This is a genomic window from Xanthobacter flavus (genome assembly GCF_017875275.1).
Lineage (GTDB): Bacteria > Pseudomonadota > Alphaproteobacteria > Rhizobiales > Xanthobacteraceae > Xanthobacter > Xanthobacter flavus_A.
This window is the reverse complement of the sequence record NZ_JAGGML010000001.1, coordinates 4,457,295-4,474,779: the sequence shown is the minus strand read 5'-3', so window position 1 is coordinate 4,474,779 and position 17,485 is coordinate 4,457,295. Positions and strand designations below refer to the sequence as shown.

At 69.1% G+C, this 17,485-nt stretch carries 15 protein-coding genes; 7 read left to right on the top strand and 8 right to left on the bottom strand.

Annotated features, from left to right (window positions below; genetic code table 11):
- The first annotated feature begins 7 nt into the window (after positions 1-7).
- The 3 genes from fdhF to J2126_RS21115 all read left to right on the top strand — a co-directional run bounded on the left by fdhF (position 8) and on the right by J2126_RS21115 (position 4,056).
- Positions 8-2,839, top strand: a complete 2,832-nt coding sequence (gene fdhF, locus J2126_RS21125) for a formate dehydrogenase subunit alpha (RefSeq protein ID WP_209488785.1) — start codon at positions 8-10, stop codon at positions 2,837-2,839.
- Positions 2,840-2,969: 130 nt separating this feature from the next.
- Positions 2,970-3,836, top strand: coding sequence for a formate dehydrogenase accessory sulfurtransferase FdhD (gene fdhD / locus J2126_RS21120; RefSeq protein WP_209488784.1), 867 nt, complete (start codon positions 2,970-2,972; stop codon positions 3,834-3,836).
- Positions 3,826-4,056, top strand: coding sequence for a formate dehydrogenase subunit delta (locus J2126_RS21115; RefSeq protein ID WP_168456475.1), 231 nt, complete (start codon positions 3,826-3,828; stop codon positions 4,054-4,056). The genes fdhD and J2126_RS21115 overlap by 11 nt, the downstream gene beginning before the upstream one ends.
- A gap of 15 nt (positions 4,057-4,071) precedes the next feature.
- Here J2126_RS21115 and J2126_RS21110 read toward each other — a convergent pair whose 3' ends face one another.
- The 6 genes from J2126_RS21110 to J2126_RS21080 all read right to left on the bottom strand — a co-directional run bounded on the left by J2126_RS21110 (position 4,072) and on the right by J2126_RS21080 (position 9,766).
- A complete protein-coding gene (locus tag J2126_RS21110; RefSeq protein WP_209488783.1) occupies positions 4,072-5,121 on the bottom strand; it encodes a cation diffusion facilitator family transporter in 1,050 nt (349 codons plus the stop codon).
- Between the two features lie 82 nt (positions 5,122-5,203).
- Positions 5,204-5,977, bottom strand: a complete 774-nt coding sequence (gene pcaD, locus J2126_RS21105) for a 3-oxoadipate enol-lactonase (RefSeq protein ID WP_209488782.1) — start codon at positions 5,975-5,977, stop codon at positions 5,204-5,206.
- A 263-nt stretch (positions 5,978-6,240) separates the two neighbouring features.
- Complete coding sequence (locus J2126_RS25505; RefSeq protein WP_024279618.1) at positions 6,241-6,627, bottom strand: DUF3126 family protein; 387 nt, start codon at positions 6,625-6,627, stop codon at positions 6,241-6,243.
- 68 nt (positions 6,628-6,695) lie between these two features.
- A complete protein-coding gene (cysE, locus tag J2126_RS21090) occupies positions 6,696-7,595 on the bottom strand; it encodes a serine O-acetyltransferase (protein WP_209488781.1) in 900 nt (299 codons plus the stop codon).
- A gap of 78 nt (positions 7,596-7,673) precedes the next feature.
- Positions 7,674-8,426, bottom strand: coding sequence for an alpha/beta fold hydrolase (locus J2126_RS21085; protein WP_209488780.1), 753 nt, complete (start codon positions 8,424-8,426; stop codon positions 7,674-7,676).
- A complete protein-coding gene (locus tag J2126_RS21080; protein ID WP_209488779.1) occupies positions 8,354-9,766 on the bottom strand; it encodes a hypothetical protein in 1,413 nt (470 codons plus the stop codon). Before J2126_RS21080 ends, J2126_RS21085 begins: the two co-directional genes overlap by 73 nt.
- Before the next feature lie 196 nt (positions 9,767-9,962).
- Between J2126_RS21080 and J2126_RS21075 the strand changes: the two genes are divergently transcribed.
- The 3 genes from J2126_RS21075 to J2126_RS21065 all read left to right on the top strand — a co-directional run bounded on the left by J2126_RS21075 (position 9,963) and on the right by J2126_RS21065 (position 13,852).
- Positions 9,963-11,795: a type I secretion system permease/ATPase gene (locus tag J2126_RS21075; RefSeq protein ID WP_209488778.1), complete on the top strand. Its 1,833-nt coding sequence runs from the start codon at positions 9,963-9,965 to the stop codon at positions 11,793-11,795.
- Between the two features lie 7 nt (positions 11,796-11,802).
- Positions 11,803-13,155, top strand: a complete 1,353-nt coding sequence (locus tag J2126_RS21070) for an HlyD family type I secretion periplasmic adaptor subunit (RefSeq protein ID WP_209488777.1) — start codon at positions 11,803-11,805, stop codon at positions 13,153-13,155.
- Positions 13,156-13,216: 61 nt separating this feature from the next.
- Entirely contained in the window at positions 13,217-13,852 is a 636-nt protein-coding gene (locus J2126_RS21065) for a glutathione S-transferase family protein (protein ID WP_209488776.1), read from the top strand.
- 17 nt (positions 13,853-13,869) lie between these two features.
- On the opposite strand, the gene J2126_RS21060 is transcribed toward J2126_RS21065, so the two are convergent.
- Together J2126_RS21060 and J2126_RS21055 are read right to left on the bottom strand one after the other, a co-directional pair.
- Positions 13,870-14,619, bottom strand: a complete 750-nt coding sequence (locus tag J2126_RS21060; protein WP_209488775.1) for a sulfite exporter TauE/SafE family protein — start codon at positions 14,617-14,619, stop codon at positions 13,870-13,872.
- A gap of 137 nt (positions 14,620-14,756) precedes the next feature.
- Positions 14,757-15,464, bottom strand: a complete 708-nt coding sequence (locus J2126_RS21055; RefSeq protein ID WP_209488774.1) for an aspartate/glutamate racemase family protein — start codon at positions 15,462-15,464, stop codon at positions 14,757-14,759.
- 252 nt (positions 15,465-15,716) lie between these two features.
- Between J2126_RS21055 and J2126_RS21050 the strand changes: the two genes are divergently transcribed.
- Complete coding sequence (locus tag J2126_RS21050; RefSeq protein WP_245327505.1) at positions 15,717-17,411, top strand: ABC transporter substrate-binding protein; 1,695 nt, start codon at positions 15,717-15,719, stop codon at positions 17,409-17,411.
- Positions 17,412-17,485: the final 74 nt, after the last annotated feature.

Here is a 17,485-nt window from a genome sequence, read left to right as displayed (position 1 = left end):
GAACGACATGTCCCTCGTCCATGAAATCGACTACGGCACGCCGGCTTCCAAGTCGGAGAAGCTGGTCACGCTCACCATCGACGGCATGAAGGTGCAGGTGCCGGAAGGCACCTCCATCATGCGCGCCGCCATGGAGGTGGGGAACCAGATCCCCAAGCTCTGCGCCACCGACATGCTCGACGCCTTCGGCTCCTGCCGGCTCTGCCTCGTCGAGATCGAGGGCCGCAACGGCACGCCCGCCTCCTGCACCACGCCGGTTATGGACGGCATTGTGGTGAAGACCCAGACCGAGCGGCTCAAGAAGATCCGCAAGGGGGTGATGGAGCTCTACATCTCCGACCACCCGCTGGACTGCCTGACCTGCTCCGCCAATGGCGATTGCGAGCTGCAGGATATGGCCGGCGTCGTCGGCCTGCGCGACGTGCGCTATGGCTACGAGGGCGAGAACCACACGAAGCTCGGGAAGGACGAGTCCAACCCCTACTTCACCTATGAAAAGTCGAAGTGCATCGTCTGCAACCGCTGCGTCCGCGCCTGCGAGGAAGTGCAGGGCACGTTCGCGCTCACCATCTCCGGACGTGGCTTCGACAGCCGCGTCTCGCCGGGCATGGACGAGAGCTTCCTCACCTCGGAGTGCGTCTCCTGCGGCGCCTGCGTGCAGTCCTGCCCGACCGCGACGCTGAACGAGAAGGCCATGTACAACATCGGCACCCCCGAGCATTCGGTGGTGACGACGTGCGCCTATTGTGGCGTCGGCTGCACCTTCAAGGCAGAGATGCGCGGCGACGAGCTGGTGCGCATGGTGCCCTACAAGGACGGCAAGGCGAACCGTGGCCATTCCTGCGTGAAGGGCCGCTTCGCCTATGGCTATGCGGTCCATCAGGACCGCATCCTGAAGCCCATGATCCGCTCCTCCATCCACGAGCCGTGGAAGGAAGTGAGCTATGAGGAGGCCATCGCCTACGCCGCCTCCGAGTTCAAGCGCATCCAGGAGAAGTATGGCAAGCGCTCGGTGGGTGGCATCACCTCCTCGCGCTGCACCAACGAGGAGACATACCTCGTCCAGAAGCTGATCCGCGGCGGCTTCGGCAACAACAACGTCGACACCTGCGCCCGCGTCTGCCACTCGCCCACCGGCTACGGCCTCTCCGTGACCTACGGCACCTCGGCCGGCACGCAGGACTTCGACAGCGTCGAAGAAACCGACGTGGTGCTCATCATCGGTGCCAACCCGACCGACGGCCACCCGGTGTTCGGCTCGCGCCTAAAGAAGCGGCTGCGCCAGGGCGCCAAGCTGATCGTGGTGGATCCCCGCCGCACCGACGTGGTGCGCTCGCCCCATATCGAGGCGGCCTACCACCTGCCGCTGCGCCCGGGTACCAACGTGGCGATCGTGACCGCCATGGCCCATGTCATCGTCACCGAAGGGCTGGTGAACGAGCAGTTCGTGCGCGAGCGCTGCGACTGGGACGAGTTCCAGGAATGGGCCGCCTTCGTTGCCGAGGAGCGCCACTCCCCCGAGGCGGTGGAGAAGTATACCGGCGTTTCCGCCGAGGCGGTGCGCGGCGCGGCGCGGCTCTATGCCACCGGCGGCAACGGCGCGATCTATTACGGGCTGGGCGTGACCGAGCATTCGCAGGGCTCGACCACCGTCATCGCCATCGCCAACCTCGCCATGGCCACCGGCAACATCGGCCGCAACGGCGTGGGCGTGAACCCGCTCCGCGGCCAGAACAACGTGCAGGGCTCGTGCGACATGGGCTCGTTCCCGCACGAGCTGCCGGGCTACCGCCACATCTCGGACGACGCCACCCGCGCCGCGTTCGAGGCCCTATGGGGCGTCGGGCTCGATGAGGAGCCGGGCCTGCGCATCCCCAACATGTTCGATGCGGCGGTCGAAGGCACCTACAAGGGCATGTATGTGCAGGGCGAGGACATCCTCCAGTCCGACCCCGACACCAAGCACGTCTCGGCCGGCCTTGCCGCGCTGGAGTGCCTGGTGGTGCAGGACCTGTTCCTGAACGAGACCGCCAACTACGCCCACGTCTTCCTGCCGGGCTGCTCCTTCCTCGAGAAGGACGGCACCTTCACCAATGCCGAGCGCCGCATCCAGCGCATCCGCAAGGTGATGGCGCCGAAGAACGGCTACGCGGACTGGGAGGTCACCCAGATGCTCTCCAACGCGCTGGGCTTCCCCATGAACTACCAGCATCCGTCCGAGATCATGGACGAGATCGCGGCGCTGACCCCCTCGTTCGCCGGCGTCAACTACAAGCTGCTCGACGAGTTGGGCTCGGTGCAGTGGCCCTGCAACGAGAAGGCGCCGGAAGGCACGCCCATCATGCACATCGGCGGCTTCGTGCGCGGCAAGGGCAAGTTCATGCTCACCGAGTACGTGCCCACCGATGAGAAGACCGGGCCGCGCTTCCCGCTGCTGCTCACCACCGGCCGCATCCTCAGCCAGTACAATGTGGGCGCCCAGACCCGGCGCACCGAGAACTCCGTCTGGCATTCGGAGGACGTGCTGGAAGTCCATCCGCACGATGCCGAGCTGCGGGGCATCCGCGACGGCGATTTCGTGAAGCTGGACAGCCGCGCCGGCTCCACCTCGCTGCGCGCGGTGATCTCCGATCGCGTCTCGCCCGGCGTGGTCTACACCACCTTCCATCACCCGGTGACGCAGGCCAACGTGGTGACCACCGACTATTCCGACTGGGCCACCAACTGCCCGGAATACAAGGTGACGGCGGTGCAGATCTCGCCCTCCAACGGCCCGACCCAGTGGCAGGAGGAATACGAGGACCTCAGCCGCAAGAGCCGCCGCATCGCGGCGGAGTGAGAGGTCAGCGCCCATCCGGGGAGGGAGCCGCCCCATACGTTCGCGCCCCCTCTCCCGCAAGGGGAGAGGGGAGCTAAGCGGAGTGCAACCCCTTCCCGCCGCCCTCAGGTGCCCCCATCTGAATGAAACCATGACCGACGAACCCACCTGCCCGCTCCCCTCAGACCTCCCCGCGCCCCCTCCGGCGCGGCGGGTGGAGCGTGTGCAGATCAGGGATGGTGCGCTCTCCTCCGGCACCCGCGCGGTGCCGGAGGAAGTGCCGGTGGCCCTCACCTTCAACGGCACCACACATGCTGTGATGATGGCGAGCCCGACCGACATCGCCGCCTTCGCGCTGGGATTTGCGCTCACCGAGGGCATCGTCGCGGCGAAGGAGGAGATTTTCTCCCGCGACGTGATCGTCGTCGATGAGGGCATCGAGGCGCGCATGTGGATCGCCGAGGAGAAGATGAAGCATCTCTCCGCCCGGCGGCGCGCGCTCGCCGGCCCCACCGGCTGCGGCCTGTGCGGAGTGGAGAGCCTGGCCGAGGCGGTGAAGCCCGCGGCCCATGTCACGACCACGACTTCCTTCGCGCCCGACGTGGTGCTGGGCGCCATGGCCGCCCTCGGCCCCCTCCAGGCGCTGAACCGGGAGACGCGGGCGGTCCATGCCGCTGCCTATTTCGAGCCCGGACGCGGCATCCTCGCCCTCGCCGAGGATGTAGGCCGCCACAACGCCCTGGACAAGCTCGTCGGGATGGCCTCCGACGCGGGCTTCGACACCGCCCGTGGGCTCCTCCTGCTCACCAGCCGCGTCTCCATCGAGATGGTGCAGAAGGCGGCGGTGCTGGGCGTGGGTGTGATCGCGGCGGTGTCTGCACCCACCTCACTCGCCATCCGCACGGCGGATGCGGCGGGCATCACCCTTGCCGCCATCGTGCGCGACGACGGCTTCGAGATTTTCACCCATCCCGGGCGCATCGCGCCCGCGTCATCGGAACGGGACCATGTCGCATAACTCGACCGAAAAGCTCGTCTACATGGCCAACCAGATCGCCACCGCCTTCGCCGCGCAGAAGCACGAGGCGGCGGTGGAGGCGACGCGCACCCACATCCGGAAGTTCTGGGACCCGCGCATGCGCACCAAGATTGCCGAGCATGTGGCTCACGGCGGCGAGGGCCTTCTGCCCATCGCCCGCGAGGCGCTGGAAGGATTGCAGGCGCCGAAGGCCGCCTGATCCCCGCGCCCTCCCCTACACCACGTCCTTCGGCGCGAGGGCGCACTGCATGCGCCCTTGCTCCACCTGAAGCACCGGGTGGACGATCCCGAAACGCGCCTTCAGCCCCTCGCAGGTCGCCGACAGGAAATCGTCGTCGAGGTCGGCGCCCGGCCGGACCAGATGCGCGCTGAGCGCCACGGACGTGGTGCTGAGGCCCCAGATGTGGAGATCGTGGACCTCGCTGACGCCGGGACGCCCGGCGAGATAGGCCTCCACCGCTGCAGGGTCGATGCCCTCGGGCACCATGTCCATGGCGAGGTTCACGCTGTCCTTCAGCAGCCCCCAGGTGCCGGCGATGATGGCGACGGAGATCGCCAGCGACACCACCGGGTCGAGCCACAGCCAGCCGGTGAGCGCGATCACCGCGCCCGCGACCACCACGCCGAGCGAGATCGCGCCATCGGCCACCATGTGGACGAAGGCGCCACGGACGTTCAGGTCGCCCTTGCGCCCCGCCATGAACAGCAGCGCCGTGCCGATGTTCACGCCGACGCCCACCAGCGCCACCACCATCACAATCCCGGTCTGGATCGGCTCGGGGTGGGAGATGCGGCCGAAGGCTTCCAGAATGATGCCGCCGGTGGCGACCAGCAGGAGCATCGCATTGGCGAGCGCGGCGAGGATGGACGAGCGGCCATAGCCGTAGGTGCGCTTCGCCGTCGGCGCGCGGCGCGACAGCCAGGCGGCGCCCCAGGCGAGCAGCAGGCCGAGCACGTCGGAGAGATTGTGCCCCGCATCCGCCAGCAGGGCGAGCGAGCCGGACCAGAAGCCGAACCCCGCCTCGATGATGACGAAGCCGAGATTCAGCCCGGCCCCGATGGCGAAGGCGCGGAGCGAATCCGGCGGGGCATGGGAATGGCCGTGACCGCCGTGGCCGTGGGCATGGCCACCGTGCGCACGTCCGGCGTGCGCATGTCCGCCATGGTCGTGACCCGCGTGGTCGTGGGAGCCGTGGTCGTGGGACCCTAGGCCTTGGCCGCCATGATCGTGATCGTGGTCCGGACCGCCGTGAAGGGATGCCATGCCGCGCCTCCATGCCTTTGCGCGGCATCTTCCACAAGCGCCGTGCGATGTCACGTCCGGCGGGCGCGGCGCAGGCGCGCGGCTATTCCAGGAACGTGGAGACGGTCCGCGCGAAAGCCTCAGGCTGCTCGATGGCGGAGAGATGCCCGCCGGGCAGCCGCGCCAGCTTCGCGCCGGGAATGGCGCCCGCGATGGTCTCGCCCCAGGCCGGCGGCGTGGAGCGGTCGCCGTCCGAGACGATGACCAGCGTCTGCGTGGCGATGCGCGGAAGGTCGGCGCGGAAATCCATATCGCGCATGGCGGCGCTGGTGCCCATGTAGCCGGCGGGCTTCGTGCCCGTGACCATGGCGCGGACCTCCGCCACCCGCGCCGGACGCTGGGCCTTGAACTGCGGCGTGAACCAGCTGTCGATGACGGAATCGGCAATCGGCCCGGTGCCGTCCTTGCGCACCGCCTTGATGCGATGATCCCAGAAGCGCGCCGGCCCAGCATGGGCGGTGGTGTTGGCGATCACAAGGCGGGTGAGGCGCTGCGGCGCGTTCAGCGCCAGCCACTGGCCCACCATGCCGCCGAGCGACAGGCCGCAGAAATCGGCGGTGGAGAGACTGAGGCGGTCCATGATGGCCAGCACATCCCGGCCGAGATCGCCCATGGCATAGACCTGATCCGGCGCGGCGCTCTCGCCATGGCCCCGGGCGTCGTAGCGGATGAGGCGGCGGCCGGGGAACAGGGGCACCACCTCGTCCCACATGCCGAGCGTGCAGCCGAGGGAGTGGGAGAGAATGAGCGGCGGCGCGCCCACCGGCCCGGTCACCTCCACCCTGAACCGCTCGCCCGAAACCTCCAGCAGCGCCACGGCGCCCTCCCCTCCGGATTCAGTATGCCAGAGGTGTAGCGCGTTCAGGGGAAGGCGCAAGCGTATGGTGGAAAGTGTGACCGCCGGAGCGGGCTGTAGCCCACCGTCGTCCTCCGGCTCGACCGGAGGACCCACCTCTCCTCCCGCACCGGCGCCGGGCCAGACCATGGCCCTCCGGTCGAGCCGGAGGGCGACGGCGGCAGAAGGGGAGAGCGAGGGAAAAAGGACGTGGACGGTTCGAGGGAGAAACCCTTACCGCGCGCTCACTCCAGATCGGTCTCGAAGATGGCCATGCGAAAGTTCTGCGTGGCCTTCCCCTTTTCCTCGTCCTTGGTGAGGGTGCCGATGGCATCATCGCCGAGATAGACCTCGGCCGTGTCCTTCGACTTGGCGAAGGCAACCACCTTGAACTTCGGATTGCCGAACTTGGTGCGGAGGTAGCTCGGAGCGTCCTTATCCAGAACCGGCATGCGGAAATGGTAGGAAAGCTCGCCGTCCTCCTCGTCCTTGTCCAGAGTGCCGATGGCTTCCTCGCCGAGGAACACCTCGGCGCTGCCCTTCGGCTTCGCGCGGGCCGCCACGTTGATCTGCGGATTGTTGAAGAGGTTCCGCATATAACGCTGCACCTGCTCGATCTCGGTCTTGTCCAAGGGGTGTCCTCCTGAGAGCGGATGGCCGCCTTATGGCCGCCATCGGGCGCGCGTTCAAGCCGGCCGGGTCAGATGTCCGCACCGGACCAGATGTTGTCCTCGAACATCTGGTCCATGGAGCGCGAGGGCTCGGCGCAGCCGGCCTCGCCCACAACCTTGGCCGGGATCCCGGCCACGGTTGAGTTGCGCGGCACCGGCTTCAGCACCACCGAGCCGGCGGCGACGCGGGCGCAGCGGCCCACCTCGATGTTGCCCAGCACCTTGGCCCCGGCGCCGATGAGCACGCCGCGGCGGATCTTGGGATGCCGGTCGCCGCTCTCCTTGCCGGTGCCGCCGAGCGTGACGCCCTGGAGGATGGAAACGTCATCCTCGATCACCGCCGTCGCGCCGATGACGATACCGGTCGCATGGTCAAAGAACACGCCCCGCCCGATCGGTACCTGCGGATGGATGTCCACGGCGAAGACGGAAGAGGCCCGGCTCTGGAGATAGAGCGCGAAATCCTTGTGCCCGTTGTTCCACAGGGAATGGGCCAGCCGGTGCGACTGGATGGCGTGGAAGCCCTTGAAATACAGCACCGGCTCCAGCGTGCGGTCGGCGGCGGGATCGCGGTCCACCACCGCCATCACGTCGGCGCGCAGGGCCTGGGAGATGTCCTTGTCGCGGGCGACCGCATCGAGCCAGGCGGCGCGGATGGCTGAGCCCGGCAGATCGGTGTCGCCGAGACGGGCGGCGATGCGCTCGCCGATCACGGCTTCCAGGCTCGGCTGGCCGAGGATGGCGCTGGTGAAGAAGCCGGCGAGCAGAGGCTCGCGCTCGGCGGCCTCCTCGGCCTCGTTGCGCAGGCGCGCCCAGACCGGGTCCACCACGTCGTGCCAGCGCTCGGTGCCAAGGCGCGTGACGCGCGGCGCGGCAATGTCCGGCGCGGACGAAACCGGCAGGGGCGAAACCATCGGCACTTGCGGCATCTCTGCCTCCTCGGGGATCAGACTTGCCTCTGTTCTAGCACATGCTGCGGCAAGGCGAGAGGTTCCCGCCGGCCGGCGTCAGGGGCGGGCCTTCAGGAAGTCGAGAGCGCCCTGCTTGAACACCTTGTCGCCCACGGCGGGATTGTGGTCGCGGTTCGGAATGTCGAGCTGGGTGCCGTCCGGCAGCAGGGCCACGAGCGGCGCGGCGGCGCCCGCAACCGTGTCGCGGGTGCCGATGGCCACCATCACCGGCTGGTAGATGCGGCCCACCTCCTCCCGCGTCAGCACCTGCCGGGACCCCCGGATGCAGGCGGCGAGCGCCTTGAGGTCCGCCTTGTTGGCATCGGCGAAGGCGCGGAACATGCGGCCCATGGCATCCTTCACGTCATCGAGGCTGGGCGCCTCCAGCGCGTCCGCCACCGTCTGCGGCAGGCCCGCGCCTTCCACCAGATGGATGCCCAGCCCGCCGAAGATGGCCGAGCGTACGGCGTGGGGGAAGTGGAGCGCCATCTGGGCCGCGACCCGCGCGCCCATGGAGTATCCGATTACGTCCGCCCGCTCGAGGCCGAGGTGTCGGATCAGGCGGTGCGCGTCCTCCGCCATCAGGCGCGTGTCGTAGAGCGCGGGATCGTAGAGCTTTTCGGATTCCCCGTGACCGCGATGGTCGAAGGCGATCACGCGGTAGCCGGCCTCGGAGAGCGTCTTCGTCCAGGAGGGACCGACCCAGTTGATCTCCTTGGTGGAGGCGAAGCCGTGGATCAGGAGGACCGGCTCGCCGGCACCCTGATCGAGATAGGCGATATCGACGCCATCGGAGGAGAAATGGGGCATGAGGGACCTTCGCGGGGAACGACAAGCGGGGGAGCCTCGCGCCGCTCGGGCGCGCGGGCCGGGAAACTAGAAGGTCCCTCCCCGCCTGCCAACTCCCCGCCCGCTCCTTGCTCCCGTCCAAGCGCACGCACCGCTTCCGTGGCCGCGAGCACGTCCCGCGTCGCGGCGGCGATGACATCGCCGGCGCTGGCGGCCGGAACGGTGCGTTCCGCCACCGGCGCGAGGGTCGGCGCGCGGCGCACGAACAGCTTCGCGCGCGGGGCGGCGCGGGGGACGTTACGCGGGACGCTGTTCTTGCGCCGCTTGTGCCGCCATGTCCGCCGGGCGCAGGCGACGCAGAAGGAATTGAAGCTCGATACGAGAGCGAAGAGGTAGAAGGCCGCCAGAAAAGCCCACCAGATGAGGTGGAACAGCAGGCTGGTGATGGCGATGGCGCCGCGCCCCAGCGTCTTCAGGATGGCCAGCGTCTGCGCGCCCTTGGCATCGGCGAGGCGGGCGACGCGGGAGAGATCGCGGCCGCCTTCCGCCACTTTGAGGCCCTCCAGCGCGGCGCGGGTGCCAGCCTTGGCCTGTACCCGCGCGGTGTCGTCCAGCATCCGCGTGAGGGTGGCGACACGATCGGTGCGCACCACGCTCTTCACCGCCGCTCCATCTACCGCCGCCGAGCCGGAGAGGAGGCGGCGCAGGGCGATGAAGTCCACGCTTTCCCGAGCGGCACGGGTGAAGCTGCGCAGCAGCCCTGCGGAGAGGCGGCCGGTGCGCTTCGCCACCTTCACCAGGGAAATGCCCATGCGCACCGGCAGGCTCGCGCCCACGGTGGCATATGTGCCGGCGGTCACCGCGATGCCCACGGCGGACAGGCCGAGAATCAGCTGGTCCGGCTCCTCGCCGCGCGCGATCTTCAGACCCTCGCGGCCGGCATCGCGGATGTCGCCCCAGACCATGAGGTCGCTGGTCGCCGCGCCGGCAAGACCCGCGAGATCCGTCGGCTGGCCGGTGACGAAGCCCATGCCGAACGCCTTGGCGGAGTGAAGCGCCTGCGCCGCCGCGCCGTTGGCCGTCTCCACCCGCGCGCGCAGATCGGCCGGGACTTCGAGGTGCCGGGCGTCGGCCAGCGCGAGATAGGAGCTGGCCAGCGCCGCATCGTCCTCCGCCAATGCCGCCTCGATGGCGCGCGCCGCGTCCGCCCCGCTGAAGCCCTGAAGGCCGAGGTCGGCGAGCGCGGCGGGGTCATCCCGCGCGGCGATGAGCTTCGCGCTCTCCTTCGCCACGGGCACGAGCCAGGGCGCCGCGCCGAGCAGCGAGATGAAGACGACGAGGAAGGCGAAGATGCGGGCCATGGTCTTTCCGTGCCGTCATCCTCGCACCGCATTGTGGCGAAGTCGAAGACGTCCACCTGCCGCAAGGATACGGCAGATTGCCGTCGCGCCGTGTCGCTGCGCGGCTTCCGCCGGCCGCTTCGCCCGCATACAAGGGAGGAGCGCCGTCGCGCGCGAGACGAGCACAGGCCCGAAGCCGGGCCGGAGACGCCGGGGCATGAGCGTTACGGGATCGAGAGAACCAGCCGCCGCGGGCGCGCCGACGGCACTGGACCAGGCTCTGAGGACGATCCGGCCGGCCTTCGTGAGCGTCGTGGTGTTCAGCTTCTTCATCAACCTGCTCGGCCTCAACGCCTCCATCTACATGATGCAGGTCTACGACCGGGTGCTCGGCAGCCGCAGCATCGAGACGCTGGTGCTGCTCACCCTCATCACCGGCTTCCTCTATCTGGTGTGGGCGGCGCTGGAGGGGCTGCGCTCGCGCCTGCTGGAGCGGGCCGGCATCGCCTTCGATACCAAGGTAGCGGCGGACGTGTTCGACGCCGTGCGCCGCATGGCGCTGCGCGCGCCGGGCAACGGACAGGCCCAGGCCCTGCGCGATCTCGACACCGTGCGCGACTTCTACGCCGGCGCCGGCCTCGCCGCTCTGTGCGACGTGCCGTGGGTGCCCATCTACATGATCTGCGCCACGCTGCTGCACCCCTATTATGGCGTGCTGGCGGTGGCGAGCTGTCTGTTCTCCGGCTTTCTCGCCGTGCTGAACAACCGCGCGACCCGACAGAGCCTCGCCGAGGCGAGCCGCGCCGGCATCAAGGCGAATGCTCTTGCCACGGCCACCCTGCGCAATGCGGAAGTGCTCAAGGCCATGGGCATGTCGAAAGCGCTGCGCGCGCGCTGGAGTGAGGCGCACGAGGCCGCCATGGGCTGGCAGAGCCGGGCGGGCGACCGGGGGGCGCTCCTCATCGGCATCACCAAGTTCAACCGGGCGCTGGTGCAGAGCATCGTGCTCGGGCTGGGCGCGTGGCTTGCCATTCAGAAGCAGATCTCCCCGGGCATGATCATCGCCGGCTCCATCCTCGTGGGCCGCTGCATCCAGCCCATCGAGCAGGCGGTGAGCAACTGGAAATCGGTGGTGAACATGCGCACCGCCTATGGCCGCATCCAGCTGCTGCTGCGCGCCGCCCCGCCCCCCGCCGAACGGCTGCGCCTGCCCGAGCCCTCGGGCGCGGTGAGCGTGGAGAACCTGTTCGTGCGGGCACCGGGCCGCGAGGCCGCGGTGCTGCGCCAAGTGTCGTTCCGCCTCGATGCCGGCAGCGTGCTCGGCGTCATCGGGCCGACGGCGGCGGGGAAATCCACCCTTGCGCGGGCGCTGGTCGGCGTATGGCCGGCCGCCACCGGCGCGGTGCGGCTCGACGGCTCCGACCTTGCCCACTGGGACGAGGAGCAGCTCGGCCGGCATGTGGGCTACCTGCCGCAGGACGTGGAGCTGTTCGCCGGCACCATCGCCGAGAACATCGCCCGCTTCACGACGGCCGAGTCGGAGGCCGTCGTGGCGGCGGCGCGGCTTGCCGGGGTCCACGAAATGATCCAGCAGCTCCCGCAGGGCTACAATACCGAGATCGGCGACGGCGGCCTCGCCCTGTCCGGCGGGCAGCGCCAGCGCATCGGCCTCGCGCGGGCGGTCTTCGGCCTGCCGGCGCTGATCGTGCTCGACGAGCCCAACGCGAGCCTCGACCCGGCCGGCGAGGCCGCGCTGACCGAGGCGCTGAAGCAACTGAAGGCGGCGCGCCGCACGGTGGTGCTCATCACCCACCGGCCGGCCGCCCTCGCCCAGTGCGACCTCGTGCTGGCCCTGAAGGACGGCGTCGCCCTCGCCTTCGGCGCCCGCGACGAGGTGATGAAACGCGTCGCAGAGGCGGCTCAAGGCGCCCCGGCCGGGGCGGCGCCCTCGCCGGCGCCCGCCGCGCCCTCTGTCCGGGTGCGAAAATCCGTCGCCGGCCTCGGGGCCACGCGCCCCGCACCGTCCGGCGATCCGGCGAACCAGCCGTGAGGCGCCCGTGACCTTTCCCGCCTCACCCGCTTTGACTGAGCGTCCCGTCATCGGCACCGCGCCGCGGCCGCCCTCGGGCTATCGCAGCGTCGCGCTCGTCGGCTACGCGCTGATCGCCGTCACCTTCCTAGGCCTTGGCGGATGGGCGGCGACGGCGCGCGTCGACGGTGCCGTGGTGGCGCCCGGCGTCATCGGCGTGGAGAGCAAGCGGCAGGTGGTTCAGCACCTGGAGGGCGGCATCGTCGCTGCCATTCTGGTGCAGGAGGGGCAGAGGGTGGTCCGCGACGCCGTGCTGTTCCGGCTCGACCCCACCCAGTCGCGGGCCAACGACGAGGCCGCCCTGGCCCAGCGCCGCGCCGCTCTGGCGCTGGAGGCCCGTCTCGTCGCCGAGCGGGACGACGCCCCGACGATCACCTTCCCGCCGGAGTTGATGGATCTCGCCCGCGTGCCAGCCGTGCGCGAGGCCATGGCCGACCAGATCGCCCAGTTCCGCGACCGCCGCGCCGCCTTCCAGAGCCAGATCGACATATTGAACGGCCGCATCATCCAGCTCGGCCACGAACTGGAGGGCCTCGCCCAGGAACGCGCGTCTGCCCGCCAGCAGCTCGATTTCATCGAGGACGAGCTGACCGCCGTGCGCGAGCTGGAGCGCAAGCGCCTCGTCAACAAGTCCCGCGTCTCATCGCTGGAACGGGAGAAGGCGCGCCTCGAGGGCCTCGTCGGCCGCAACATCGCCGACGAGGCCAAGGCGCGGGGCTCCATCGGCGAGCAGAAGATGCAGATGGTCCAGCTCAGCCAGCAGCGGGCCGAGGATGTCGGCTCCCAGTTGCTTGAGGTGCGCGAAAAGCTCGCGGAGCTGAAGGAGAAAGTGCAGGTCACCCGCAGCGTGCTGGAGCGCATCGAGATCCGCGCTCCGAGCGGCGGCATCGTGCAGAACATCAATCCGCGCATCTACACGGTGGGCGCAGTCGTGCGCCCCGGCGACACGCTGCTGGAGATCGTGCCCCTGGACGCCCCCCTGGTGGTGGAGGCGCGCGTGCCCGTGCAGGACATCGACCGCCTCGATCTTCATCAGGCGGTGGAGGTGCGCTTTCCCGCCTTCCACGGCCGCACCACCCCCATGGTGCTCGGCCATCTCGGCTCGGTGTCCCGCGACCGGCTGGTGGACGAGACCACCCACCAGCCCTACTTCCTCGCCCGCGTGGGGGTGGACGAAACGGATGTTCCCGCCGACCTGCGCGGCCGGCTCCAGCCGGGCATGGATGCGGAAGTCGCCTTCCATACCGGCTCGCGCACGGTGCTGAGCTATCTGCTGCGCCCCCTCTCGGACGCCATGGCCCGCTCCTTCACCGAGCGCTGACGCCCTCGCGCGGTGACGCCAACCGGACTAGAAGAGCCGCGAACGACGACAGGACACGACCATGCTGAAGGTCTGGGGCCGCATCAATTCGGTGAATGTGGAGAAGGTGATCTGGACCCTCCAGGAGCTCGGTCTACCCTTCGAGCGGATCGAGGCGGGCGGCGCCTTCGGGGTGGTGGATACGCCCGCGTTCCGCGCCATGAACCCGGTGGGCCGGGTGCCGGTGATCGAGGATGACGGCTTCGTGCTGTGGGAATCCAACGCCATCGTGCGCTACCTCGCCACCCGCCACGGGCTCGGCACGCTGATGCCCGCCGATCCGCGCGCGCAGGCCGAGGCCGGACGCTGGATGGATTTCCAGCTCGGGACAGTGGCCGCGCCACTGAGCGCGCTGACGTGGGGCATCGTTCGCACGGCACCGGAGAAGCGGGATATCAAGGCTGTCGCTCCGGCCTTCGCGAACCTCGGTGCGGCGCTGGCGCTCGTGGACACGGCGCTGGCCGGCCGCGCATTCCTGGTGGGCGAGGCCCTGACCGTCGCGGACATCCCCCTCGCCTGCTGCGCCCACCGCTGGTTCAACCTGCCGCTGGAGGGCACCGGGCTGGAGCGGCCGGACCTGCCCAACCTCGCCGCGTGGTACGGACGGCTGAAGGCCCGGCCGGCAGTTCAGGGGCTCATGCCGACGCCATTGACCTAAAGCAGGCGGGGCGCCTCTCAGAAGTGCGTCAGCCCGTCGTAGATGAGCTTCAGGCCGACCACGGCGAGGATCGTATAGACGAAACCGAAGAAGCGCTTCGGCGAGACCCGCCGCACCAGCCAGACGCCGGCCATGGTCGACACCACGGCGATGGGAAACAGCACGGCCGAGGTGGCGAGGTTCTCGAAGGAGACCTGGCCGAGCGCGAGGAAGAAGGGCAGCTTCACCCAGTTCACCACCGCGAAGAAGGCAGTCGCCGTCGCCGCGAACTGCTGGACGGGAAGCGAGCGCCGGAGCAGGTAGATCATCAGCGGCGGCCCGCCCGCGTTGGCGATCATGCTGGTGAAGCCCGAGACCGCGCTCCACACCGCGCCCGAGACCGGGCCCGCCTCTCCCGGCTCGCGCTTCAGCCGGCGGGACAGGAAAGCGCGCGTGGCCTCCACCACCGAGAGCACGCCGATGCCGAAGGCCACCGCCGCATCCGACACCGAGGCGGCGAGGAGATAGCCCAGCACGATGCCGGCGACGGCGCCGGGCAGGGTGCGCAGCAATTCGCTCCGGCTCCAGCGGCGCCAATAGGCGTAGAGGCTCACCACGTCCTGCACGATGAGCACCGGCAGGATGATGGCGGCCGCCTGGATGGGCGACATCACCAGTGCCAGAATGGGCTGGCCCAGCACGGAGAGGCCGGTGAAGCCGCCCTTGGAGAGGCCCACCAGAATGGTGGCAGGCACGGCGGCGGCGTAGAAGGCGGGATCGACGATCAAGGGGAACTCGCTGCGGCAGCCGCCCTCACGCGGGAGCGGGCGCCGGTCACAGGCAAGCGCCGGCCCGCCGCCTATAGCAGCCCGGCGGACCCGGCACGACAGAAATTACCCTTGAAGGCCAAGCTCCAGCAGGATCCTCACCGCCTTTTCCTGCGGCATGGGCCGAGCCGCGCGAGGGCCAGCGCCTGCTCGAAGCCGGCTTCGAGGGAATCGATCACCGGAACGGGTGCTTCGACCTCGATCTCGGCCGCATAGCCGGCGAGGGCGGCGCCGCCGAGGATGAGCACGTCCGGTGCCTGCGCCGCGATGGTCTCCTCCACCACCCGCGCCACGGCCCAGGTCTTGTCCGAGGAACCGTCGGGATGGCGCGTGGAGAGGCCGAGGGCATCGCCCGGAACCATGGCGATGCCCGCGCAGCGCCCCTCCAGATGGGTGCGGCGCATCAGTTCACGCAGCATGGCAGGCCACTCGCCGTGCGGCACCACGATGGAGAATCGTTCGCCCAGCTGGAGCGCGGCGAGGATGCTCGCCTCGGCCATACCCGCGAAGGGAAAGGCGAAATTGGCGCGCAGGGCCTCCAGCCCCGGCTCACCGAAGCAGGCATAGAGGGCGGCATCGAACGGCGGGCGCCCGGCCTCTTCCTCTTTCGTGACAGCCGCCGCCACCGCCTCAAGCGCCGCATGGCCCGCCACCACCGCGGATTGGCGCGTTGTGACGTAGGGCTGGCCGAAGGTAGCGGTGATGCCGGCGAGTTCGACCTCCCCAGGCGCGCGGCGCCTCAGGGCCGCGACCATCCGGTCGGTGACGGCCTCGCTGGTGTTCGCGTTCAGAACAAGAATCTTCACAGCCCCCTCCCCTGCCCGCACCAAGGGAAGCATCCTCGGGCCGCACTGAAAAGCGGCACGGGCCGTCTCCCACCTGAAATGCATGCGATGAGCCAGAGATGCCCAATCGATAGGCAAATATACAAATCGTTGATGATTTAAAGATGAATTGTTTGCCTCATTACCTAGCGGCACAAAGGTTCGCGGCCGGTTCCGGTCGGGTGGCACAGGGGTTGCTAGCCACCGGGGCATCTCGCCGAAGAGGACTCGACGATGCTCACCAACGATCTGCGCAACAGCCCCGCCCGCCGCCTCCTGCGGACGGCCGCCTTCCTTGTGGCCACCGGGGGTGCCATCACCGCCCCAGCCCTTCTGGCACCGGGCTTTGCCGCCGCCGAGACCACGCTGCGCATCGGCATGACGGCGGCTGATATTCCGCGCACCCTCGGCCAGCCCGACCAGGGCTTCGAGGGCAACCGCTTCACCGGCCTCACCATGTATGACGCGCTGGTGCTGTGGGACCTGTCCTCCGCCACCAAGCCCAGCGTCCTCCTCCCCGGCCTCGCTACCGAGTGGAAGGTGGACGAGAGCGACAAGACCAAATGGACCTTCAAGCTGCGCCCCGGCGTGACCTTCCATGACGGCTCGCCGTTCAACGCCGATGCCGTGGTGTGGAACGTGGACAAGGTGCTCAACAAGGAGGCACCCCAGTTTGATGCCAGCCAGGTGGGCGTCACTGCCTCGCGCATGCCCACCCTGCGCTCTGCCAAGAAGATCGACGATTTGACGGTGGAGCTGACCACCTCGGAGCCGGACTCCTTCCTGCCCTACAACCTCACCAACCTGTTCATGGCGAGCCCCGCCCACTGGCAGAAGCTCTATGAGACCGCCGAGGGCGCCGACGCCAAGGCGAAGGCCGCGGCGGCCTGGACCATCTTCGCCCGCAGCGCCTCCGGCACCGGCCCGTGGAAGATGGCCGCCTTCGTGCCGCGCGAGCGGCTGGAGCTGGTCAAGAACCCGGTCTATTGGGACAAGAACCGCATCCCCAAGACTGACCGCATGGTGCTTCTGCCCATGCCGGAGGCCAACGCCCGCACCGCCGCGCTCCTCGCCGGACAGGTGGACTGGATCGAGGCGCCCGCCCCCGATGCGCTGCCGCAGCTGAAGTCGCGCGGCTTCAAGATCGAGAGCAACGAGCAGCCGCACGTCTGGCCGTGGCAGTTCTCGCGCATCGAGGGGTCGCCCTGGAACGACATCCGCGTCCGCAAGGCGGCGAACCTGTGCATCGACCGGGAGGGCATGAAGGACGGGCTGCTCGGCGGCCTCATGGCTCCGGCCACCGGCACCGTGGAGCCCGGCCACCCCTGGCGCGGCAGCCCCACCTTCCAGATCAAGTATGATGTGAAGGAGGGCCAGAAGCTGATGAAGGAGGCCGGCTTCGGCCCCGACAAGAAGCTGAAGGTGAAGACGCAGACATCGGCCTCCGGCTCGGGCCAGATGCTGCCGCTGCCCATGAACGAATACCTGCAGCAGGCGCTCGCCGAGTGCTATTTCGACGTGCAGCTCGACGTCATCGAGTGGAACACGCTGTTCACCAACTGGCGCAAGGGCGCCAAGGACCCCTCCGCCAACGGCTCGAACGCGACCAACGTGACCTATGCGGCCATGGATCCGTTCTTCGCCATGGTGCGGTTCCTCCAGTCCGGCATGGCGCCGCCGGTGTCCAACAACTGGGGCTTCATCAACAACCCGAAGTTCGACGAGCTGGTGAAGAAGGCGCGCAATTCCTTCGAGCCTGCCGCGCGCGATGCTGCCCTCGCCGAACTGCACGCCGCCTCGGTGGACGATGCCGCCTTCCTGTGGGTCGCCCATGACGTGGGTCCGCGCGCGCTGAGCCCGAAGATCAAGGGCTTCGTGCAGCCCAAGAGCTGGTTCGTGGACTTCTCGCCGGTGTCCATCGGGCAGTGAAGTTCCTCAAACGGCCCGGATGCCCGAGCTTGTCCCGGGCATCGGCGACGGGGCGGAGCAGGCCGGAGGGCTTC

Bases quoted from the DNA above. Each gene is read 5' to 3' on its own strand.
- J2126_RS21110 (WP_209488783.1), bottom strand. From the start codon at position 5,121: ATGGCATCCCTTCACGGCGGTCCGGACCACGATCACGATCATGGCGGC.
- fdhD (WP_209488784.1), top strand. From the start codon at position 2,970: ATGACCGACGAACCCACCTGCCCGCTCCCCTCAGACCTCCCCGCGCCC.
- J2126_RS21075 (WP_209488778.1), top strand. From the start codon at position 9,963: ATGAGCGTTACGGGATCGAGAGAACCAGCCGCCGCGGGCGCGCCGACG.
- J2126_RS21080 (WP_209488779.1), bottom strand. From the start codon at position 9,766: ATGGCCCGCATCTTCGCCTTCCTCGTCGTCTTCATCTCGCTGCTCGGC.
- J2126_RS21115 (WP_168456475.1), top strand. From the start codon at position 3,826: ATGTCGCATAACTCGACCGAAAAGCTCGTCTACATGGCCAACCAGATC.
- J2126_RS21065 (WP_209488776.1), top strand. From the start codon at position 13,217: ATGCTGAAGGTCTGGGGCCGCATCAATTCGGTGAATGTGGAGAAGGTG.
- cysE (WP_209488781.1), bottom strand. From the start codon at position 7,595: ATGCCGCAAGTGCCGATGGTTTCGCCCCTGCCGGTTTCGTCCGCGCCG.
- J2126_RS21050 (WP_245327505.1), top strand. From the start codon at position 15,717: ATGCTCACCAACGATCTGCGCAACAGCCCCGCCCGCCGCCTCCTGCGG.
- fdhF (WP_209488785.1), top strand. From the start codon at position 8: ATGTCCCTCGTCCATGAAATCGACTACGGCACGCCGGCTTCCAAGTCG.
- J2126_RS21085 (WP_209488780.1), bottom strand. From the start codon at position 8,426: ATGCCCCATTTCTCCTCCGATGGCGTCGATATCGCCTATCTCGATCAG.